Genomic DNA, 22,078 nt, shown 5'->3' on the forward strand with positions numbered 1-22,078 from the left:
GTATCCAATTAACCTATGTATCCAATTGATCTATTTTATCTAATTAACTTGTAAATATTGAAATCAACCATCCTATTACATCGTAACGCAAGGCATTCAGTGCGTAGAGAATAAGCATGACAATCATGGCAGAGAAATCAAGGCCACCCATAGAAGGGATAATACGGCGAATGGGTGCCATTAGTGGTTCGGTCAATTGAATAAGTACATAGTCAACAGGATTGCGTCCTTGACTGACCCAGCTCAATAACGCACGGGCGATGACTAACCAGAATATGAGCTTTCCGGCAGCAGCCAATAATTCAATTACCCCAATCAAGAAAATAACACCAGAAGGTATTAGAAATTGTCCTTCGGTAAGCCATATAGGCAACAAGATCTTGAGAAGAACAAGCGGGTAGGTGAGTACCACAGACGCTGTATCAATGGGGCCAATGGCAGGAATGACCCTGCGTAATGGACGTACCACAGGTTGGGTGATTTTGACGATAAATTGTGCAAATGGATTATAGAAATCACAACGTGCCCACTGCATCCAGACGCGCAGCAATAAAACGGCAATATATAAATCTAGAACTGTAGAAAAAATGAAGTTTAAAGATTGCATGTAGCAGCCCTGATTGAATTAAACCAATTGAATTAAAATAATTTTTCCATTTCCTGCGCTCGGCGGATAGCGGCTTGCATGGCACTAGATACAATTTCAGGCAGCTTGCCTTCATAAAAAATGCGCAGTGCTTCAGCCGTTGTACCGCCTTTAGATGTTACCTGCTCACGCAGGATAGCAAAAGGAAGATCTTTTTGCGTTTCAGCAAGTCTAGCTGAACCTATGGCTGCTTGCAGGACAAGTTCTCTGGCTGTTTCGCTGTCAAACCCCAGACGTTCCGCTTCTTGCTGCATTGACTCCATGAACAGGAAGAAATAAGCAGGGGCACTGCCTGCGACGGCGATAATATTGTTGATACCGTTTTCATCGTTTACCCAGCAAACTTTTCCGACACTGCTCATTAGTGAAGCAGCAAATTCGCGATCAGATTGCTCAATATGTTCTGGTGCAAACAGTCCGCTGATCCCTTGTCCGATAAGAGAAGGGGTATTTGGCATGATGCGGATAATATTGAGATTATCCTGCAAAAGCGCATAAAAACGGGAAACAGGAATACCAGCAGCAATAGAAAGAACGAGTTTTTGACTGAAATCGACATGTGAGTGCAATGACTCACAAACTTCTTTCATCATTTGTGGTTTAACAGCCAGAACAATGACATCAGCTTCTTGTGCGTAACGAATATTATCGCTTTGACTGTTAATGCCATATTCTTTTGCCAGCACATCACGGCGGGTTGTATTTGGAGAACAGACAGTGATGAGTTCAGCAGGGTAGCCTTTTTTGACTAATCCGGCAATGATGGCATGAGCCATATTCCCGGCGCCAATAAAGGTGATTTTACGATTTTCCATTAAACAATCTCGCATAATTAGTTATTTTTAGGTGTCAGATTAGTTGGTTACATTAGTTGGTTACGTTAATAACTATACTGACGGGCACCGAATATTGCTGTTCCAATCCGAACCAATGTAGAACCACAGGTAATGGCGGCTTGCATATCATCTGTCATACCCATTGACAGTGTGTCTACTTGGGGGTATCGCGTTTTCAGCTCAACAAACGCTTGCTCCATTTGGCGAAAAACGGCTATTTGGTGTTCAACATTGCTTTCTGGTGCAGGTATTGCCATCAATCCGCGCAATACCAGATTAGGCAATTCATTAATAATTGCAGCCAGTTCGGTTAATTCTTCCAACAAAATGCCTGACTTGCTCTCTTCCCCACTGATATTAATTTGAATCAGAATATTGAGAGGCTGCATATTTTCAGGCCGTTGTTCACTTAAACGCTGGGCGATTTTCAATCTATCGACGGTATGACACCAATCAAAATTTTCTGCAACCAGACGACTCTTATTAGATTGTAACGGACCAATAAAGTGCCACACTAAATCGTTACGGTTATTGAAGAGTTGAATTTTTTCAACCCCTTCCTGAACGTAATTCTCGCCAAATTCCCGCTGACCATTGGCTATAGCTTCTGCGATAGCATTCGCAGGTTTGGTTTTACTAACTGCAAGCAAGGTAATTTCTTCTGGAGAACGCCCGCATTTTTGAGCTGCAAGACTAATGCGGTTCCTGACATCGTGAAGATTTTGTTCGATATTGTTCATAATTGACTCAGGAGATAAAAAATGAATATGGAAAAATTGGTGGCCCTTAGTGTAAAGCATAATGCTTCCGATCTGCATCTTTGTGTCGGGCAAGTTCCGGTTTTGCGCATCAATGGTGTGTTATATCCACAGATACAATTGGAAGAAATTCAATCCGATACCCTTATGGCATGGGGTAAGGAAATATTATCTGATGTACAGAAACAGCAGTTACAGCAGCACGGTCATATCGATTTTATGGTGGTAATGCCAGATAAACAGCGGCTCAGAGCAAATCTGTTCTATCAACAATCTCATTTATCGCTGGTATTGCGATTGATTGCAGATAAATGCCCGACATTGGAACAACTATATGCGCCTGACATCATCCAACAGCTTATTTTGCAGGAAATGAGTGGATTGATATTAGTGACAGGAGCGACAGGAAGCGGCAAATCCACTACGCTGTCAGCCATGATTAATGCTTTAAATAGTCAGGTTTGCAAGCACATCATTATGCTGGAAGATCCAATAGAATTTATTCACCAAAGTCGAAATTGTTTGATACAGCAAAGGCAGATTGGCAAGGATGTCGCGGATTATCAAACGGCCCTGAAAGGGGTATTACGGCAAGATCCAGATGTGATTTTACTGGGCGAATTACGAGATAAAGAGACGATTCGGCTGGCCCTGACCGCAGCTGAAACGGGGCACTTGGTTTTGTCGACGCTGCATACCCGTGGTGCAATTCAGGCGATAGATCGCTTGGTTGATGTTTTTTCCGCAGAAGAGAAAGGCTGGATTTGTAGCCAGTTGGCCGGAAGTTTAAAGGCGGTTATTTCTCAGCAACTACTCCCTGCCAAAGACGGCGGCAGAGTCGCTATTCATGAAGTTCTGGTCATCAATCAAGCTGTTAGCCATTTGATAAGAGAAGGTAAAAATCATCAAATAGCATCATTAATGCAGACTGGTGCTGCATGCGGTATGCAAACTTACGAGCAAAGCCGACAACAGCGCAAGTTATTGGGATTGCTGGCAGTGTAAGAAAAGTAAAAAGTAGAGGATAAAGGTTCTGGCAATTGTTTTTAAGATAAATTGTTTTAAGAGAAATTGTTTTGAGATAAATCGTTTTAAGATAAATAGATTGTGGTAACAGCCATGCCGAATGATGAGTATGGCTATTACAAAAACTATTGTTAGGGATACTGCTGCTCAAACCAGCTTTCCAGAATAATGACAGCAGAGGCGGAATCAACCTTGCCTTTATCCAGAGCCTTGTAGCCGCCGTGATCAAACAGATGAGAGCGTGCTTCCACGGTGGTCAAACGTTCATCGTGCAGTTCAACTTGTACTCCGAAACGTCCATGTACGCGATTGGCGAATTTACGGGCCTGTGCAGTGACGAGTTGTTCTGTGCCATCCATATTGAGTGGCAGACCAACAATGACCAGATCGGGTTGCCACTCTTTGAGTAGTTTCTCAATGAGTCCCCAATTGGGAGAACCTTCATTGGCTTTGAAAGAAGATAATGCTCTGGCTGTACCTGTGATTTCTTGCCCGATGGCAGCCCCAATACTGCGAGTTCCAAAATCAAAGGCAATGATTGTGCGATTTTTCATCAGGCGTGTCCTGCTTGCGATGCGAGATTATAAATATTAACTCCCAGTAAAGAAGCAGCCTCACGCCAGCGATCAGCAATAGGGGTATTGAAAATAATGGAAGGCTCAGCACTGACAGTAAGCCAACTGTTTTCCATAATTTCCTTTTCCAACTGCCCTGTTTCCCAACTTGAGTATCCGAGGGTCATTAAAAAATCTTTCGGTTGGCGTGGTGTTCCCAATGCTTCCAGCACATCTTTGGATGTTGTGATCATGGTGTGATCAGAAATTTGGATGCTGGAACTGAAACCTGATTGTGGCGTATGCAAAATAAAGCCGTGCTCTTCAGACAGTGGGCCACCGGCTATTACTGGTAGATCGAGATTGATGGTATTGTCTCTATCTTCCGGGGCGATATCTAATTTTTGCAAGATACTTTGGATAGAAACCTGAGTTATCGGCTTATTGATAATTAATCCCATTGCCCCATTTTGATCATGTTCGCAGATATAAACCACAGAACGATTGAAATAAGGATCAGAGAGCGAAGGCATGGCAATAAGGAAATGATGCTGTAAATTCATGTTGTGTTTTCTGATAATTATTTTGGCAATGTAAGAATGATTTGGCCCACAGTATGTGGGCTCTTATTATAAATGGCAAATGTTGCCAAGAAACGGAAGTTGTTTGGCCTGTTATGCTATCTATTTTTCCAATCGTTTTTCAATAGCGTTCATCAACATACCAGTAATGGAAATTTCTGGGAATGCTGCTTCTATTTCACGTACACAGGTTGGGCTGGTAACGTTGATTTCAGTTAAACGGTCGCCAATGATATCCAGCCCAACAAAGATAAGTCCTTTCTCTTTTAATACTGGGGCAACTGCGCGGGCGATTGCCCAATCACTTTCTGACAATGGGCGTGCTTCTCCGCGCCCACCTGCGGCAAGGTTACCACGGGTTTCTCCCTGAGCCGGGATACGGGCAAGGCAATATGGCACAGGTTCGCCATCAACAACTAATACGCGCTTATCTCCATCTTTAATGGCGGGCAAAAAATTTTGTGCCATACAATAACGGCTGCCATGCTCAGTCAGAGTTTCAATGATAACTCCCACATTGGCATCGTCTTGCTTCAAACGGAAGATGGAAGCGCCTCCCATGCCATCCAATGGCTTAAAAATAACATCGCCATGCTTTTGATGGAACTCGCGTAAGTTTTTAGCATTGCGGGTGACTAGCGTATCGGGTGTCCATTCAGGGAACCAAGCAGTAAACAGCTTTTCGTTACAGTCGCGCAGACTTTGAGGTTTATTAACGATCAGGCTGCCTTTGGCTTCTGCTCTTTCCAGAATGTAGGTCGCATAAATGTACTCAGTATCAAAAGGTGGATCTTTGCGCATCAAAATAACGTGCAAAGTATCAAGGGCTATTTCTTGTTCACTACCAAACTGATACCACTGTTGTGGGTTTTCTTCTACTGTGAGTAAACGAGTACGGGCACGAGCCTCTCCTTGATGCAGGTAGAGATCATTCATTTCCATATAATGGATTTCCCACCCGCGTTTTTGTGCTTCCAGCAGCATGGCAAAACTAGTGTCTTTCTTGATTTTGATGGATGAAATAGGGTCCATCACTATACCGAGCTTGATCATTTTTTCTCCTTAACCCAGATCACCGAAACGTACTTGCAATGCGGTAATTACGGTGAGTGCCGTAGTTTCTGTCCTCAGGATACGAGGCCCTAACAGAATATCAGTAAATTGATGTTTTGCTGTCATTTCTATTTCTTCGGCAGACAATCCCCCTTCAGGCCCAATCAGCAGGCGTACTTTTTCCACGGGGAGTGGAAGGGTATTGATGCTGTGGTTAGCACGGGGATGTAGATTCAATTTTAGACTGCCATCGTTTTCAGCGCACCACGTTTCAAGTGGCATAACGGGGCGGATTTCAGGGATCCGGTTACGTCCACACTGTTCACAGGCAGAAATGACAATCTTTTTCCATTGTTGTAATTTCTTTTCTAATCTTTCTGCATCTAGTTTTACACCACAACGTTCAGACAGTAGTGGAGTAATCGTGTTGACGCCCAGTTCAACGGATTTTTGGATGGTAAACTCCATCTTTTCGCCACGGGACATAACTTGTCCCAGATGCAGGTTCAATGGTGATTCATGATCAGACAATTTGCCATCAAGGATAGACACTTTGACCATTTTTTTACTGGTTTCAGTGATTTCTGCATCAAAAACCTGATTGCTACCATCAAAGAGTTGCAATGCTTGCCCGTTACTCATTCTAAGTACGCGACCAACGTGATTGGCAGCATCATCACTCAAATAGATTTCAGTTCCTATTGAGAGCGGTTCAGGGTGATAGATGCGGGGGATTCGCATATTTCTTCTTTCCTTCTTTTTTCCGGATTCTTCCGGCATGACATAAACAGTCACATGACAAAGTTAATTCATCGTCATGATAAATGAGCGCAGTTTGCGTGATCAAGTTATCTCTTAGCTTAAAGAATACAAGATATCCCCTTGCGAGCTGGTTCGCATATTTATTGTGTAATTGTTTTTTTAGCTAAAATTCTATTGCCAATCACCGGAATAAAAAATTATTATTAATCTTGTCCTGATTGATGTCAGGAAATAGGGAAAGAAGATGGTAACAAGGATGTTATTTTAAAAGGGGTTTTAATTCTTTGAAAATAATGAAAAGGATATGGTTATATTTTAATTTACGTAGATTACATAATAATTATGTTTTTCTGTAGCACTTTACTGTTATTGGCTGTCATCGACATAAAAACATATTGTTTGCCAGATGTTCTCACTTTTCCATTATTATGGCTTGGGCTTTTATTTAACGTTGATGGTAATTTGGTTTCAATAAATAGTGCAATATATGGCGCCATATTAGGGTATCTTTTTTTATGGTTTTTGTATTGGTTATGTCGATATACTTTAAACAAGGAGGGAATAGGTTATGGTGATCTTAAATTAACCGCAGCAATCGGCGCATGGTTGGGTGTGGAAATGATCCCAATATTGATGTTGATGGCGTCATTATCTGGACTATTTGTATTTATAATTGTTGGAGTGAAAAGGAAATCTTTTCCTGAATTTATTGCATTTGGTCCTTATTTATGTTTATCCGCGATAGTGTTGGTTTGGGGTATTGTCAGCTAGTAACTACGTAACAACTTGAAAGATGAGTGAAAAAATTTTTGTTATCTATTATTGCGAAGAATATTGCGTTGATATTCAGGATGGATAACCATTTTTAGGTGGTATAATTATCAATAATTATAGCTATTCTGAATTACATTTTGCTATCAAATTTATTATCGGTTTTATTATCAGCCTTATTAACAATAATATTGATGTTAATTGCAAACAGGGGTGAAATAAAAAATGGCGGAGAGAGCAGGGATTAAACTTGTGATATACATTCTGCATATGCTAGACGTTAAAAGCGTCTAGTTAGCTTAGGCCGCTTTTTTGCATATGCTAGATGTTAAAAGCATCTAGTTGGCTTAGGCAGCTCATCCTGTATATGCTAGACGTTAAAAGCGTCTAGTTGGTTTCAGGCCGTTTGTCCTGCATGCGCTAGATGTTAAAAGCATCTAGTTGGCTTCAAGCTGCTTGCCTCACATGTGCTAGATGTTAAAAGCATCTAGTTAGTTTTGGCTGCTCGCTTATCTCTCCGCTGACATCAAATTTAAGGAAAGAGGGATTTTTATTCAAGCTGATTTATTGAGTTATGGACTATTGATCACAGCCTCAGTTTATTCATTATTTCAAATGTTCAAAAGGGGCTAAATATCACATTAGTTAAGACAGAATTATGTTTATTTAAAAAGTTTTTTCCATCGAAAAATTCATTATTTCACTGAATTTTGAATGAGGTTAGATATAAAATATTAAAATGGGTTTTTATACAAGTATTATCAGTATTTGATGTGGGTGTTTTATTTTTTCTATAATTGGCGTGGTTTATATGGGCGTTACTATCAGCAACGCCCATAATATTGTTAACTTACTGAGGCCACTTCATTTCGCCTTTTAATACCTTGGCACTTAGGTCAAGGCTGGATTCGTCAGCAAGGTCTGGATAGTGTGTCTTCATAGCTGCAATCAACGCATCGGAATCTTTTGCTTTCGGTAATTCTTTTTCCAATGCCGTCAGATAATTCTGTGTAAAAGTCACAGAATCTAATGTCATTGATGAATTCCCCAAATAATGGCCTGGAACAACTGTTTCAGGTTTCAGGTTTTTAATGCGATCTAATGTTTGTCCCCAGTGTTTGCGTGATTCTTTGGTCTGGGTATCCGCAATCCATACATGGATATTGTCAGAAACAGTGACACCACCAACAACAGCTTTCAGTTTAGGGATCCAGACAAAAGTGCGATCTGCGGCTGGGCCATTTAAACCTTCAACAATCAGTTTTTCGCCATCAACAGTAAAGGAATTTCCTTTCAATGGCTCTGGTACGACAATCTTTTTTGGCGCCTGTTCTGCAAGAATACCGCCCCAGTAAGCCAGCTTACCGTCTTTGGTTTCATTGATTGCTTTGATAGTCTCTGGCGACGCAATGACTTTAGCGTCAGGGAAAGCTGCGGTGATTACATCAAGGCCAAAGTAAAAATCAGGATCGGATTGGCTGATATAAATCGTTGTCAGTTTTTTGCCTGTTTGCTGGATCATTTTTATCAGTTCTTGTGCATCGTTTTTCTTAAATTGAGCATCGATCAGAACAACTTCATGATCACCACTGATAATTTCAGAAGAAACGGGGAAGATACCTTTTTCATCCGGATTATAAATGTCCAATTTGAGATCAGCAGCTTGAGCCAGTGATGCCATTCCCAAAGAAAGGGTCGCCGCCAAAGCGATATTTAATGTTGTTTTGCGAGCCATAATCGAATTCCTATATCAAAATGCTTGTGTGCTTTAATGGTATGTATAATAAGTTGCATATTTCGATTTAAAAACCCCAAAATTAGCAATTATTTGTTGCATAAATCGAGCTAATTAAGGCGAAGAATAGGTTGGCCGAAATGGATAGGATCACAGCAGCACGAGTATTTATTACGATTGTTGAACAGGGCAGTTTAATCGCTGCCGCAGATCGGTTGGATATGTCGAGGGCGATGGTATCGCGATATTTGGCTGAAATGGAAAAGTGGGCGGGAGTTCGCTTATTGCATCGCACAACACGTAAAATTGGCTTAACTTCGGCGGGGGAGAGTGCTTATCAACGCAGCCTTAAGTTAATGGAACTGGCAGAAGGAATGCCTGTACAGCAATCTTTGGAAGCGCAAACCTTGAAAGGATTGTTGCGTGTGAGTTGTTCCCAATCGTTGGGCATTAGTGCGCTAGCGGTTGCTATTCCTGAATTTATGCGGATATACCCACAAATTGCTGTCAATTTGCAAATGAATAATAAAGTTGTCAATTTGATAGAAGAACGCATTGATTTAGCGATCCGAATTACTAATAATCTGGAACCAAATCTGATCGCTCGTCCATTATCGACTTGCCATTCTGTTGTTTGTGCTGCGCCGTCTTATTTAACGGGAAAATCTATTCCCCAAAATCCTGCGGATTTAACATCACATAACTGTCTGACCTATAACTTTTTCGGTAAAAGTTTATGGGTATTTGAAAAACAGCACGAGAACTATTCTGTCCCAGTCAGCGGTACGTTAAGTGCCAATGAGTCGACTGTATTAATGGAAGCTACTTTGCAGGGGGCGGGGGTTGCGATGCAACCTTACTATTCTGTTTCTTCTTATTTGATGTCAGGACAATTAATTGAGTTGTTACCTGATTATCAACCCCAGTCTATGGGAATCTATGGAATTTATGCCAGTCGCCAGAATATGCCGGCGACTTTACGGGCTTTGTTAGATTTTCTGGCGAGTTGGTTTTCTAAATCAACTCATTGGCAGCAGTTAATGTTGAAAGGCTGATGCCAATTTTTCGGGAAATAGGGTGGCCTGCTGTTTTAAATGAGTCATAAAAGCTTCAACGGGTTCTGAGGATGGCCGATGTATGGGCTTGATTAAGCTTACTGTGAATGGAATGTCGATGCTGAATGGTCGAATGCAAATTGCTGAATTATTATCCAAATAATCTAATGCAGTTAGCGGATTTACAATAGACACACCAATTCCTTCGTTAATCATGGTGCAAATTGAGGCTGCGCTGTGAGTTTCCATCACCATCTTGCGGTTGACCTGATGCTCAGTAAAGATTGTATCAATGAGCTGTCTATAACTGTCTGTGATCGATAGGCTGATAAATTTTTGATTGTGAAAATCTGCTGGTGTCAGTTGTGCTTTTTGACTGAGTGGGTGATTGGCAGGTAAGACACAAACTTCATTTAAGGTTATTAACGTTTCTCGTTCAGTACCTGCTGGGGTCTGTAAATGTTCGGTTAAGCCGAGATCGTGGCGCTGTGCTGAAAGCCATTCTTCCAATAAGGGGGATTCTTGCGGAATGATAGTCAGTTTGGCTTCTGGGTAGTATTCGATAAAACTGCGACAGGCTTTTGGCAGCAGAGATTGGGAGAACATTGGCAAGCAGGCAATGGACAATTGTGCCTGTTCAAATTGTCGGATACTGTCAGCCGCGTTGATTATTCTTTCCAACCCATAATAAGAGCGCTGCACTTCTTCGAATAGCCGCAACCCTTGCGCAGTAGGAAACAGGCGTCCTTTGATGCGATCAAACAATTTAAATTTCAGTAATTGTTCAAGGCGTGCGAGTTCACGGCTAACAGTTGGTTGGGATGTTTTCAGTAATAATGCTGCATCAGTCAGGTTTTTAGTCGTCATTACAGCATGAAAAATTTCAATATGTCGCCATGAGCAAGAGTGCATATATTTGTCTCTTTAATTACTGAGTTCTTCTTCAAGCGAATAAAAAACAGACATAACGATATCACAAATGAATAGACTATAGCCAAATGGATATTTTTATTCCTGCTTTGTTATTGTTAATAATGAAGAATCTGCTGATTTTATGAGACGCTTCAATGACTATATCGACTTTCACTCATGGTTTGGGGGAACATTTTACCTCTGAAAATCTACTCCGTTTACCTATTCAATATGGAACACCGCTGTGGCTTTATGATGGTGATAGCATCATCAAACAAATTGAAAAATTGAAGCAATTTGATGTCATTCGGTTCGCACAAAAAGCCTGTTCGAATACCCATATTTTACGCTTGATGAGAGAGCAGGGCGTGAAAGTTGATGCGGTGTCATTGGGCGAAATCGAACGGGCGCTTTATGCAGGTTTTAAGCCCGGACGCGATAAATCAGAAATTGTGTTCACTGCGGATTTGATTGATGAAGCGACATTGTCGCGTGTTATTGAGCTGGATATTCCGGTCAATGTCGGTTCTATTGATATGCTGGAACAAATAGGTGAGCGACAGTCTGGGCATCCGGTTTGGTTACGCATCAATCCCGGATTTGGGCATGGGCATAGCCAAAAGACCAATACTGGCGGTGAAAATAGTAAACATGGGATCTGGTTTCAGGATCTTCCTCTGGCAATTGAAAAGATTCATCAATATGGCCTGAAATTAGTGGGACTACATATGCACATTGGCTCAGGTGTGGATTATCAGCATCTCTCTAATGTCTGTAATGCCATGGTGGAGCAGGTCATGCTGTGCGGAGAGGATATTCAGACTATTTCAGCAGGTGGTGGCTTATCAATTCCCTATAAAATCGATGAAGAGTCAGTAGATACTGAACATTATTATAATTTGTGGCATAAGGCTCGCCAGCGTATTGAGCAGCACTTGGGGCATCATGTTGAGCTGGAAATTGAACCCGGTCGTTTTCTGGTTGCTGAATCAGGTATCTTGATGGCGGAAGTCCGGGCAGTTAAATCGATGGGTAATCGACATTATGTGCTGGTAGATGCTGGTTTCAACGATTTAATGCGTCCGACGATGTATGGCAGTTATCACCATATTTCTGTGTTGCCGATAAATGGTTGTGAAAGCAATGCACATATTGAAAATAGCGAAAAATTAGAAACTATAGTTGCGGGACCGTTATGCGAGTCTGGTGATGTTTTCACTCAGTTGGCAGGGGGAGATCTTATACCACGTCTGCTACCCCGTGTCCGAGTCGGGGATTACCTGATTTTTCATGACACTGGCGCTTATGGCGCATCCATGTCTTCAAATTATAATAGTCGCCCTTTAATCCCTGAGGTTTTGTTTATCGGGGGAGAAAGTCATCTGATTCGGCGTCGCCAGACAATTGAAGAGTTGTTATCGCTGGAATCCATTTAAAATAAAATACGGGGACACAAAGTGCCCCGTATTTTAGTTCCGATAATATTTGTACTTAATCGGTTTTTCTGGTCAGCATCAAGCGGCTTTATTTTGACGCTGACTTTCAGGCTTTTTTGCCGAGTTTGGTACAGCAAATGCATCCGGCTCAAATTCATCGACATTGATTGAACGCAGTCGACTGTTTTCAGCACGTTTCAGGATATCCGCTTCTTCTTGAGTAATTTTATGCTCTGCCAATGCTTTTTCAGCTAATTCGTCCAAACGAGTGAAGCTTAGGTTTTTGCCTGCTTCACGGCTTAAGCGAGCATGGATTGGCTCTGCCGCGATGATATCGTGCAATGCTTCTTCCAGTAACCCATGAGGATTGTGTTTGCTTGGTGTCAGATATTGCCCACGTCCAATCCGGCTACGGGTTGCAGAAGGGGTTTGTAAGATCTGAGCCAGTTTGTGATCCAATTTGTCGGATGGTGCAGTATGTACGCGTCCCAATGGGAAGACAATCACACGGATTAAACCCGCGACCAAACGGTTAGGAAAATTGCGCAACAAATCATTCATGGCCTGTTCAGCTTGATGCAGGCTATCTTCTACTGCCCATTGTACCAATGGCAGATCTTCTTTCTGACGTCCTTCATCTTCATAGCGCTTCAAAGTAGCAGAAGCCAGGAAGATTTGGCTCAGAATATCCCCCAGACGCGCTGAAATGCGTTCACGACGTTTCAGGCTGCCACCCAATACTCCCATTGAAACGTCTGAGAGCAGAGCAAGGTTGGAACTTAAGCGATTGATCTGTTGATAGTAACGTCGAGTCGCGTCATTGGCTGGCGAACTGCTGGTTCTGCCTTTGGTGATACCAAGCCACAGGCTGCGCAGAGTGTTGCTGGCAACATGGCCCAAGTGACCAAACAAGGCTTTGTCAAAGTCTTTCACATTGTTGCTTTCTGCGGCTGCTATTTCAGCCAGTACATAAGGATGGCAGCGGATTGCACCTTGACCAAAGATAATCATGCTACGGGTCAGGATATTCGCACCTTCCACGGTAATGGCAATTGGGGCACCCTGATAGCTGCGGGCAAGGAAGTTGGATGGGCCAAGACAGATGCCTTTACCGCCAGCAATATCCATCGCATCAATGATGGAACGCTGTCCTCTATGCGTACAGTGGTATTTCACAATGGCAGACAGAACCGCTGGTTTTTCACCCTGCATGATACCGCTGGTAATCATGGTTGCGGCTGCGTCCATCAGGTAAGAGTTACCCGCGATACGTGCCAATGGTTCTTCAATACCTTCCATCTTACCGATAGGCAGTTTGAACTGACGGCGGATATAGGAGTAAGCACCGATTGCCATAGCTGCACTTTTTAATCCCCCTGTTGCGTTGGATGGCAAGGTAATGCCACGGCCAACAGACAGGCATTCAACCAGCATACGCCACCCCTGACCTGCCATTTTTGTCCCACCAATGATGTAATCAATAGGGACAAAAATATCTTTACCACGGGTTGGGCCATTCTGGAATGGGACATTCAGGGGGAAATGGCGGTGACCAATTTCAACTCCTGGGGTATTGGTTGGAATCAAAGCACAGGTAATTCCCAGAGATTCAGTATCGCCCAGCAGATGATCAGGGTCATACAGTTTAAATGCCAACCCCAAAACAGTAGCGATAGGAGCAAGAGTTATGTAACGCTTATTCCAATTCAGGCGCATACCAAGAACTTGCTCGCCTTGCCATTCACCCATACAGACAATACCTGTATCAGGAATGGCTCCGGCATCTGAACCGGCTTCCGGGCTGGTCAAGGCAAAGCAAGGAATTTCTTCACCACGGGCAAGGCCGGGCAAGTAACGTTTTTTCTGTTCATCGGTGCCGTAGTGTTGCAGCAATTCACCTGGCCCCAAGGAATTAGGTACACCAACAGTAATTGCCAGAATACCTGATACGCCCGCCAGTTTTTGTAGTACCTGAGATTGAGCGTAAGCGGAAAATTCCAGACCACCGTATTCTTTCTTGATGATCATGGCAAAGAAACGATTTTCTTTCAGATAAGTCCAAAGTTCTGGAGGTAAGTCAGCCAATTCATGAGTGATTTGGAAATCATTTGCCATGCGGCAGGCTTCTTCTACCGGACCATCAATAAATGCTTGTTCTTCAGCGGATAACTGCGGTTTTGGGTAGTTATGCAGTTTTTGCCAGTCAGGGTTACCACGGAACAAATCTCCTTCCCACCATGTGGTTCCTGCATCAATGGCCTCTTTCTCTGTTGTCGACATACTTGGTATAACCCTACGGAAGGCTTTTAAACCAGGTGCAGAGAATAAAGAGATACGTATTGGTGTAAAGACAAGGGGGAATAGGATAATGGCTAATGGTAACAGCAACCAGTAGCTCCAAAGGCCCGTCATGCCCATAATCAGTGTATAGGCAACAAGCAGTAAGCTACTGAGAGTCAGGCTGACTTTGCGATAACAAAGCCCGCCAATCAAGACTAAAAATACAATAATGCTGAAAGCGGTCATAGTAAAACTCCTGTAAATCTCAGGTTGAGTTGTCAGAGGTCTGACCTGTTGTGGTGTTCTTCTTTTTTAGATGAGGAAAATGTATTTATCAATACATTTACATCTTAATTACAATCTAGCTCACAAAGTCATTGTAGTTTAGTGGGCAATAATTCTGCTGAGATGTGATGATATCTTCTTTCAGGGGGGGGAATCCGTTACACTAATTGACTAGTATTATTAATTCCGAAGACCTTTCAGGAGTATAAGTTCCATGTATCAAGAACTGATCCGCAGTGAGTTATCCGAGGCCGCAGATACGTTGGCTAATTTCCTTAACGATGATGCAAATATTGATGCGATTCAAAAAGCCGCTGTTTTGTTGTCTGATTCATTCAAGGCTGGGGGGAAAGTGCTTTCCTGTGGTAATGGTGGCTCGCATTGTGACGCCATGCATTTTGCGGAAGAATTGACAGGCCGTTACCGTGAAAATCGTCCGGGATATCCGGCCATTGCGATTTCCGATCCTAGCCATTTATCCTGCGTGAGCAATGATTTTGGTTATGACTATGTATTTTCTCGCTATGTTGAAGCCGTTGGTCAAAAAGGTGATGTATTACTGGGTATTTCGACTTCGGGAAACTCTGGCAACATCATTAAAGCGGTTGAAGCAGCCCGTGCCAAGGGTATGAAAGTGATTACGCTGACTGGCAAGGATGGCGGAAAAATGGCAGGTACGGCAGATGTTGAAATTCGGATACCACATTTTGGTTATGCAGACCGTATTCAGGAAATTCATATCAAAGTCATTCATATCTTGATTCAATTGATTGAAAAAGAAATGGTAAAAGCCTGATTGCTGTTCGTTAGGAATAGGTGTTAGGAATAAGCGTTAAGAATAGGTGTTAGGAGTAGGCGTTAGAGGTAGGCAATGTGTGAATTACTTGGCATGAATGCCAACGTGCCGACAGATATTATTTTCAGTCTGAGTGGCTTAATTCAGCGTGGTGGGCATACCGGCCCTCATAAGGATGGCTGGGGAATTACCTTCTATGAGGGATTGGGATACAGAACGTTTAAAGATCATCAATCCAGTTGTCATTCACCTGTGGCTCAATTTGTACGGGGCTGTCCGATTAAATCAGAAGTGATTGTGGCCCATATTCGTCAGGCAAACAGAGGTAATGTTTCTCTGGTAAATACTCATCCATTTACCCGTGAGTTGTGGGGAAAATACTGGACTTATGCCCATAATGGTCAACTTAAGGGGCACAATAAGTTGAAAACGGGTAGTTACCGACCGGTTGGTGAGACAGACAGTGAATGGGCATTTTGCTGGATATTGCATCAGCTATCGTTGAAATATCCCAAGCGACCTTCCAATTGGCCGGCAGTATTTAAGTTTATTGCCTCTTTGGCCCATCAACTGAGAGAAAAAGGTGTTTTCAATATGTTGTTGTCGGATGGACAATTTGTCATGGCTTACTGTTCGACCCAACTGTATTGGATTACTCGTCGTGCTCCTTTTGGCAGGGCCAAATTACTTGATCAGGATGTTGAAATTGACTTTCAGCAGCATACTCAACCAGGGGATGTAGTATCAGTGATTGCTACTCAACCTTTAACTGGAAATGAATCTTGGCATCGTATCGAATCAGGTAACTATGCGCTATTCCATCTTGGAGAGAAGATAGTTTGATTCATTGTTCCATAAGGGGAGCTGATTTTTTGGGTTTACGTTAACAACATATCGCCCGCCTATTATGTTAACAGTGGCAGGAATGCTATTTTGAACAAAATACGCATAGGCGGGCTGTAATTGTTTCCAAAACAAGTAATTGTCATTATTTTGATGCCGTTTCATATTTTGCGGAGTCATTCTGAAAGGATAAATATTGATTTTGATTTCATGCTGCCCATGATGAAATGCACTTTCCGCGTACTGATATATCTCATCCATATAGCGATTGGTCATGGCATAACAGCCAATGGATTTACATGCACCATGAATCATTAAATCCCTGCCGGAATATCCTTTGAATTTATCAAATTCATTGGGAAAGCCCAGATTAATGGCTCGATAATAGTGGCTATCTGGCTTTAATTGTTTGAGGCTGACATGGTAAAACCCTTCAGGGCTTTTGAAATCACCTTTCAGTGTCTTTGGGCCAAGTCCTCCAGAGTAATTACAAATAGGGTAGCTTTGGGTCAATTGATAATGGTTTGTATTGTCTCTCGTATAAAGCTCAAGAAGTTTTTCTTCTTTGAATATTTGAATGAAAATCTTGGCACCCATTCTTTTAGATTGTGATAGAGAAGAGTGTGTGATTGAGGATTGCATTACGGAAAAATGGGCCACGACAAAAAAGGGCACATGTAATAGTAATAGACTCAATGAAAGGCAAAATACTATTTTTTTCATAACATAACCGGACAGTTAGATGGAATATCAGGATTGGGATGGCAATTTTTTGGTGAAATAATAAATAAAAGATAGCAGTGATATCCTGTTCTTGTGAAGTTACTTTTCGGTCAAAAATCGTCCTGTGGTAGAGAAAAGTGAGGCGATAACTCGTCTTTATCGAGTAGTTAACAGTTCAGCAGAGAAATTATTCTTATTTGCTTGAGCCAAGTCACTTGATTAATCAGACAGTCAGTGGGGGAGATGTTAGAATTGCCGCTGGCTAAAATTAAGAGAAAATTGTAACGATTATCGGAGTGAATAACTTGAGATATATATCGCTCAAGGTGTTTTTTTATTACTGAAGTCGCTGCATTACCCCAAGGAAATACCGCAGGGTAATCTGTAGTATATGATTTAACTGATAAACTTGTGCAAATCTTATGATAAAAATTAAAAAAGGACTCAACCTCCCGATAGCAGGAGAGCCTGCCCAAGTTATAGAAGACGGTCCAACAATTCGCCATGTCGCTTTACTGGGCGAAGAATATGTTGGAATGCGTCCTTCTATGCTGGTTAAGGAAGGTGAGCATGTTAAAAAAGGGCAAATTCTTTTTGAAGACAAGAAGAACCCAGGGGTTATTTTCACTAGTCCTGCAAGCGGTAAAGTTGTAACCATTGGGCGTGGTGAACGCCGTGTCCTGCAATCTGTCGTTATTGAAGTGAATGGTGATGAGAAAGTTACGTTTGATCGCTACGAACGTGCTGAACTTGCTGGCCTGAGCCGTGAACAGGTAGAGAAAAATCTGCTTGCATCGGGGCTGTGGACAGCATTGCGTACACGTCCTTTCAGTCATTCTCCTGTTCCCGGTTCCACACCAAAGGCAATCTTTGTTACGGCAATGGATACTCAGCCACTGGCTGCTGATCCTTTAGTCGTTATTGCAACTCAGGAAGAGGCTTTTGTTGATGGCCTGAATGTTCTGTCAAAATTGACAGATGGGAAAATCCACGTCTGCCATGGCGCTGGAAATATTCCAACAGCAGGAAATAACGCTCAAATTACATACAATCAGTTTGCTGGCCCACATCCAGCCGGTTTGGTTGGTACTCATATTCATTTCATTGAACCTGTCAGTGCCCAGAAAATGGTATGGCATCTGGGATATCAGGATGTCATTGCCATCGGTAAACTGTTTACCACAGGCGAACTTTACACTGATCGCGTAGTATCCCTGGCCGGGCCGCAGGTTAAATCTCCACGCTTGGTACGCACCCAATTGGGCGCTGATTTGCTGGAATTGACGCAAAATCAGTTGAAAGAAGGTGACAACCGTATCATTTCTGGTTCCGTACTGTGTGGTACAAAATCAGATGACGCTCGCCATTATCTTGGCCGCTTCCATACATTAGTTTCCGTTCTTGCAGAAGGTCGGGAAAAAGAGCTATTCGGTTGGATCGCTCCGGGCATTAATAAGTTTTCTATTACCCGCACCACAATTGGCCATTTCCTGAAAAAGAAACGTTTTGCTTTCTCAACCACGACAAATGGTGGGGAACGTTCCATGGTGCCAATTGGCAACTATGAGCGTGTAATGCCACTGGATATCATGGCAACGCACCTATTGCGTGACTTGCTTGCAGGCGATACTGATAGTGCTCAGGCGCTGGGTTGTCTGGAGCTGGATGAAGAAGATTTGGCATTGTGTACCTATGTTTGCCCCGGCAAATATGAGTACGGTCCAGTACTGCGTGACGTGCTGACTAAGATTGAGCTGGAAGGGTAACTCATGGGCCTGAAAAATTTATTTGAAAAAGTAGAACATCACTTTGAGGCCGGCGGCAAACTGGAAAAATATTATCCTCTCTATGAGGCAGTAAGCACCGTTTTCTACACGCCGGGTATAGTGACAAAAGGGCGTGCCCATGTTCGTGATGCCATTGATCTCAAACGCATGATGATCTTGGTGTGGCTATCTGTTTTCCCTGCGATGTTTTGGGGAATGTACAACGTCGGGAATCAGGCAATACCAGCCCTGACTGATTTATATAATGGCGATGCCTTACAGCAGATTTTGTCTTCTGATTGGCATTATGTGCTTGCTCAGTATTTTGGTGCGTCATTGACACCAGATGCAGGGTGGGGCAGTAAAATGCTGTTGGGAGCGACTTACTTCCTGCCAATTTATGCGGTTGTTTTTGTCGTTGGGGGGTTCTGGGAAGTTTTGTTTGCCATTATCCGTAAACACGAAATCAACGAAGGCTTCTTTGTCAGCTCCATTCTGTTCGCCCTGATTGTTCCACCAACACTGCCATTGTGGCAGGCTGCTTTGGGGATTACTTTCGGCGTAGTGGTTGCGAAAGAAATCTTTGGTGGTACTGGTCGTAACTTCCTTAACCCAGCCTTGGCTGGTCGTGCGTTCCTGTTCTTTGCTTATCCCGCCCAGATTTCTGGTGATGTGGTCTGGACTGCGGCTGACGGTTTCTCTGGTGCAACGCCTTTGTCTCAATGGGCAACTGCGGGGAGCCACGGCTTGATGAATACCATTACTGGGCAGCCAATCACTTGGATGGACGCTTTCATTGGTAACATTCCCGGTTCAATTGGTGAAGTCTCCACTCTGATGATTTTCATCGGTGGTGCCATCATTCTGTTTGCTCGTATCGCTTCATGGCGCATCGTTGCTGGTGTGATGATCGGTATGATTGCAATGTCTTACCTGTTTAATGCGATTGGCTCCAGCACTAACCCAATGTTCGCTATGCCATGGTACTGGCATATGGTTCTGGGAGGCTTCGCTTTCGGTATGATCTTTATGGCTACTGACCCTGTATCCGCAGCGTTTACGGATAAAGGGAAATGGGCATACGGTATTCTGATCGGCGTTATGTGTATTTTGATCAGGGTCGTAAACCCAGCATATCCAGAAGGAATGATGTTGGCGATTCTGTTCGCTAACCTGTTCGCGCCACTGTTCGATTATCTGGTCGTACAGGCCAATATTAAGCGGAGAAAAGCCCGTGGCTAATGATAAACCAAAAAATAATGACAGCATCGGCAGGACATTTCTCGTTGTTTTTGTGCTGTGCCTTGTATGTTCAATTGTAGTTGCTGGGTCGGCCGTAGGTTTAAAAGCGCAGCAGCAGGAACAGAAACTACTGGATAAACAGCGTAATATTCTGGATGTGGCTGGTTTGCTAAAATCGGGCATGACGGCTACAGAAATCAAAGAAATCTATAACAGTCGTATTCAGCCTGAATTGCTTGATCTGAAAACAGCAACATTGGAAAAAAGCAGCGGCAATTTCGACCTGAATAATGCTCTGCGCAGTGACGAAACCAGTATCGCTTTATTGCCAGAGCAGGATCTGGCGAAAATTCGCCGCCGTGCCAATATCGCAGAAATTTATCTGGTGAAGGATGAGCAAGGCAAAACGACTGAACTGGTTTTGCCAGTGTACGGTTCTGGCCTGTGGTCAATGATGTATGCCTTCGTTGCCATTGATATAGATGGCGTAACCTCTCATGGCATTACTTACTACTCTCAAGGTGAAACACCGGGTTTGGGTGGTGAAGTTGATAACCCACAATGGCGTAAGCAGTGGGTGGGTAAAAAGCTCTATAACCCACAAGGCGAGCCAGCGATTAAAGTTGTTCGTGGTGGTGCTGGTGATAACCCTTATGGTGTAGATGGTCTATCCGGCGCGACTCTGACTTCTAACGGTGTTCAGCATATGTTTGATTTCTGGCTGGGTGATAACGGTTTTGGCCCGTTCCTGAAAAAAGTCCGCGAGGGAGCCTTGAAAGATGGCTGATAGTAAAGAGATAAAACGCGTCCTTCTTGGGCCGCTGTTTGATAATAACCCAATTGCATTGCAGGTTCTGGGGGTGTGTTCGGCACTGGCTGTAACCACCAAACTGGAAACCGCGCTGGTTATGACGATTGCTGTGACATTAGTGACAGCATTTTCTAACTTTTTCATTTCATTGATTCGTAACTACATTCCTGGCAGTGTGCGAATCATTGTGCAAATGGCAATCATTGCATCGCTAGTTATCGTGGTAGATCAGATTTTGCAGGCTTATGCCTACGAAATTTCCAAACAGCTATCGGTGTTTGTTGGTCTTATCATCACGAACTGTATTGTAATGGGGCGTGCTGAAGCCTACGCCATGAAAGCACCACCAGTTGAAAGTTTCATGGATGGTATCGGTAATGGTTTGGGCTATGGCGTCATTCTGTTGCTGGTTGGTTTCTTGCGTGAACTGTTTGGTTCAGGGAAATTGTTCGGCATTACGGTGTTGGAATCTGTCAAAAATGGCGGTTGGTATCAACCAAATGGCTTGTTTCTACTGGCACCGAGTGCATTCTTTATTATTGGTATGCTGATTTGGGGTCTGCGGACTCTGAAACCTGCGCAGGTTGAGAAGGAGTAACAAACAAAATGGAACACTATATTAGTTTGTTCGTCCGCGCAGTCTTTATCGAGAATATGGCGCTATCTTTCTTCCTCGGTATGTGTACGTTTTTGGCTGTATCAAAGAACGTTAAAACGGCTTTTGGCCTGGGTGTCGCTGTAACTGTTGTATTGGGAATTTCCGTTCCTGCCAATAACCTTGTCTACAATTTGGTACTCCGTGATGGAGCCTTGATGGATGGGGTGGATTTGAGCTTCCTGAACTTCATTACCTTTATCGGGGTAATTGCTGCACTGGTACAGATCCTGGAAATGATCTTAGACCGTTATGTTCCGGCACTTTACAACGCGTTGGGTATTTTCCTGCCGTTGATTACAGTGAACTGTGCAATTTTCGGTGGCGTTTCATTCATGGCACAGCGTGACTATAACTTCGGAGAATCCATCGTATACGGTTTCGGCTCAGGCATGGGTTGGATGTTGGCGATTGTTCTGATGGCTGCGATCCGTGAAAAAATGAAATATGCGGATGTTCCGGCAGGTCTGAAAGGATTGGGAATCACCTTTGTCACCACCGGTTTGATGGCATTGGGCTTTATGTCCTTCTCCGGTGTGCAGCTCTAAAGGC

General features: G+C 43.1%; 22 protein-coding genes. 11 read left to right on the plus strand and 11 right to left on the minus strand.

The window, feature by feature from the left end; all coding sequences use genetic code 11:
* Window positions 1-43: 43 nt before the first annotated feature.
* The 3 genes from PSI14_RS12390 to PSI14_RS12400 all read right to left on the minus strand — a co-directional run bounded on the left by PSI14_RS12390 (window position 44) and on the right by PSI14_RS12400 (window position 2,222).
* A complete protein-coding gene (locus PSI14_RS12390) occupies window positions 44-607 on the minus strand; it encodes a YggT family protein (RefSeq protein WP_273576185.1) in 564 nt (187 codons plus the stop codon).
* Between the two features lie 32 nt (window positions 608-639).
* On the minus strand, window positions 640-1,461 hold the full coding sequence (gene proC / locus PSI14_RS12395; protein ID WP_273576186.1) for a pyrroline-5-carboxylate reductase: 822 nt from the start codon (window positions 1,459-1,461) through the stop codon (window positions 640-642).
* Between the two features lie 65 nt (window positions 1,462-1,526).
* Window positions 1,527-2,222: a YggS family pyridoxal phosphate-dependent enzyme gene (locus PSI14_RS12400; protein ID WP_273576187.1), complete on the minus strand. Its 696-nt coding sequence runs from the start codon at window positions 2,220-2,222 to the stop codon at window positions 1,527-1,529.
* A 21-nt stretch (window positions 2,223-2,243) separates the two neighbouring features.
* Here PSI14_RS12400 and PSI14_RS12405 point away from each other — a divergent pair, with 21 nt between their 5' ends.
* On the plus strand, window positions 2,244-3,245 hold the full coding sequence (locus PSI14_RS12405; RefSeq protein ID WP_273576188.1) for a type IV pilus twitching motility protein PilT: 1,002 nt from the start codon (window positions 2,244-2,246) through the stop codon (window positions 3,243-3,245).
* Between the two features lie 152 nt (window positions 3,246-3,397).
* Here PSI14_RS12405 and ruvX read toward each other — a convergent pair whose 3' ends face one another.
* From ruvX to rsmE, 4 genes are all read right to left on the minus strand, one after another.
* Window positions 3,398-3,820: a Holliday junction resolvase RuvX gene (gene ruvX, locus PSI14_RS12410; RefSeq protein WP_273576189.1), complete on the minus strand. Its 423-nt coding sequence runs from the start codon at window positions 3,818-3,820 to the stop codon at window positions 3,398-3,400.
* Window positions 3,820-4,383 (minus strand): YqgE/AlgH family protein, encoded by a 564-nt coding sequence (locus PSI14_RS12415; protein WP_273576190.1) that lies wholly within the window; start codon window positions 4,381-4,383, stop codon window positions 3,820-3,822. The genes ruvX and PSI14_RS12415 overlap by 1 nt, the downstream gene beginning before the upstream one ends.
* A 120-nt stretch (window positions 4,384-4,503) precedes the next feature.
* A complete protein-coding gene (gene gshB, locus PSI14_RS12420) occupies window positions 4,504-5,454 on the minus strand; it encodes a glutathione synthase (protein ID WP_273576191.1) in 951 nt (316 codons plus the stop codon).
* Between the two features lie 9 nt (window positions 5,455-5,463).
* Entirely contained in the window at window positions 5,464-6,195 is a 732-nt protein-coding gene (rsmE, locus tag PSI14_RS12425) for a 16S rRNA (uracil(1498)-N(3))-methyltransferase (RefSeq protein WP_273576192.1), read from the minus strand.
* A gap of 363 nt (window positions 6,196-6,558) precedes the next feature.
* Here rsmE and PSI14_RS12430 point away from each other — a divergent pair, with 363 nt between their 5' ends.
* Window positions 6,559-6,987 carry a prepilin peptidase gene (locus tag PSI14_RS12430; protein ID WP_273576193.1) on the plus strand — a complete coding sequence of 143 codons (429 nt, stop codon included), beginning with the start codon at window positions 6,559-6,561 and terminating at the stop codon, window positions 6,985-6,987.
* A gap of 850 nt (window positions 6,988-7,837) precedes the next feature.
* On the opposite strand, the gene PSI14_RS12435 is transcribed toward PSI14_RS12430, so the two are convergent.
* Entirely contained in the window at window positions 7,838-8,722 is an 885-nt protein-coding gene (locus PSI14_RS12435; RefSeq protein WP_273576194.1) for an MBL fold metallo-hydrolase, read from the minus strand.
* A gap of 140 nt (window positions 8,723-8,862) precedes the next feature.
* On the opposite strand from PSI14_RS12435, the gene PSI14_RS12440 reads away from it, so the two are divergent.
* Window positions 8,863-9,777: a LysR family transcriptional regulator gene (locus tag PSI14_RS12440; protein ID WP_273576195.1), complete on the plus strand. Its 915-nt coding sequence runs from the start codon at window positions 8,863-8,865 to the stop codon at window positions 9,775-9,777.
* Here PSI14_RS12440 and PSI14_RS12445 read toward each other — a convergent pair.
* Window positions 9,760-10,689: a LysR family transcriptional regulator gene (locus PSI14_RS12445; protein WP_273576196.1), complete on the minus strand. Its 930-nt coding sequence runs from the start codon at window positions 10,687-10,689 to the stop codon at window positions 9,760-9,762. The genes PSI14_RS12440 and PSI14_RS12445 overlap by 18 nt on opposite strands.
* A gap of 155 nt (window positions 10,690-10,844) precedes the next feature.
* Between PSI14_RS12445 and lysA the strand changes: the two genes are divergently transcribed.
* Complete coding sequence (gene lysA / locus PSI14_RS12450) at window positions 10,845-12,125, plus strand: diaminopimelate decarboxylase (protein ID WP_273576197.1); 1,281 nt, start codon at window positions 10,845-10,847, stop codon at window positions 12,123-12,125.
* Between the two features lie 78 nt (window positions 12,126-12,203).
* Here lysA and fadE read toward each other — a convergent pair whose 3' ends face one another.
* Window positions 12,204-14,651, minus strand: coding sequence for an acyl-CoA dehydrogenase FadE (fadE, locus tag PSI14_RS12455; RefSeq protein ID WP_273576198.1), 2,448 nt, complete (start codon window positions 14,649-14,651; stop codon window positions 12,204-12,206).
* Window positions 14,652-14,904: 253 nt separating this feature from the next.
* Here fadE and lpcA point away from each other — a divergent pair, with 253 nt between their 5' ends.
* On the plus strand, window positions 14,905-15,486 hold the full coding sequence (gene lpcA, locus PSI14_RS12460) for a D-sedoheptulose 7-phosphate isomerase (RefSeq protein ID WP_273576199.1): 582 nt from the start codon (window positions 14,905-14,907) through the stop codon (window positions 15,484-15,486).
* A 75-nt stretch (window positions 15,487-15,561) separates the two neighbouring features.
* On the plus strand, window positions 15,562-16,329 hold the full coding sequence (locus PSI14_RS12465) for a class II glutamine amidotransferase (protein ID WP_273576200.1): 768 nt from the start codon (window positions 15,562-15,564) through the stop codon (window positions 16,327-16,329).
* On the opposite strand, the gene PSI14_RS12470 is transcribed toward PSI14_RS12465, so the two are convergent.
* Window positions 16,300-17,052, minus strand: coding sequence for a L,D-transpeptidase family protein (locus PSI14_RS12470; protein WP_273576201.1), 753 nt, complete (start codon window positions 17,050-17,052; stop codon window positions 16,300-16,302). The two genes, PSI14_RS12465 and PSI14_RS12470, sit on opposite strands and share 30 nt — an antisense overlap.
* Window positions 17,053-17,474: 422 nt before the next feature.
* Between PSI14_RS12470 and PSI14_RS12475 the strand changes: the two genes are divergently transcribed.
* From PSI14_RS12475 to nqrE, 5 genes are read left to right on the plus strand one after another with little or no spacing between them, the layout of a single operon-like run.
* Window positions 17,475-18,818 (plus strand): Na(+)-translocating NADH-quinone reductase subunit A, encoded by a 1,344-nt coding sequence (locus tag PSI14_RS12475; RefSeq protein WP_273576202.1) that lies wholly within the window; start codon window positions 17,475-17,477, stop codon window positions 18,816-18,818.
* Between the two features lie 3 nt (window positions 18,819-18,821).
* The gene (locus tag PSI14_RS12480; protein WP_273576203.1) at window positions 18,822-20,060 is read left to right on the plus strand and encodes an NADH:ubiquinone reductase (Na(+)-transporting) subunit B; all 1,239 of its coding nucleotides are present in this window, start codon (window positions 18,822-18,824) and stop codon (window positions 20,058-20,060) included.
* A complete protein-coding gene (locus PSI14_RS12485) occupies window positions 20,053-20,847 on the plus strand; it encodes a Na(+)-translocating NADH-quinone reductase subunit C (protein ID WP_273576204.1) in 795 nt (264 codons plus the stop codon). Before PSI14_RS12480 ends, PSI14_RS12485 begins: the two co-directional genes overlap by 8 nt.
* On the plus strand, window positions 20,840-21,469 hold the full coding sequence (locus PSI14_RS12490; protein WP_273576205.1) for an NADH:ubiquinone reductase (Na(+)-transporting) subunit D: 630 nt from the start codon (window positions 20,840-20,842) through the stop codon (window positions 21,467-21,469). The genes PSI14_RS12485 and PSI14_RS12490 overlap by 8 nt, the downstream gene beginning before the upstream one ends.
* Before the next feature lie 8 nt (window positions 21,470-21,477).
* Entirely contained in the window at window positions 21,478-22,074 is a 597-nt protein-coding gene (nqrE, locus tag PSI14_RS12495; RefSeq protein WP_086107962.1) for an NADH:ubiquinone reductase (Na(+)-transporting) subunit E, read from the plus strand.
* Window positions 22,075-22,078 lie beyond the last annotated feature (4 nt).

Origin of the sequence: Xenorhabdus anantnagensis, from assembly GCF_028598555.1 — a bacterium.
GTDB lineage: Bacteria > Pseudomonadota > Gammaproteobacteria > Enterobacterales > Enterobacteriaceae > Xenorhabdus > Xenorhabdus anantnagensis.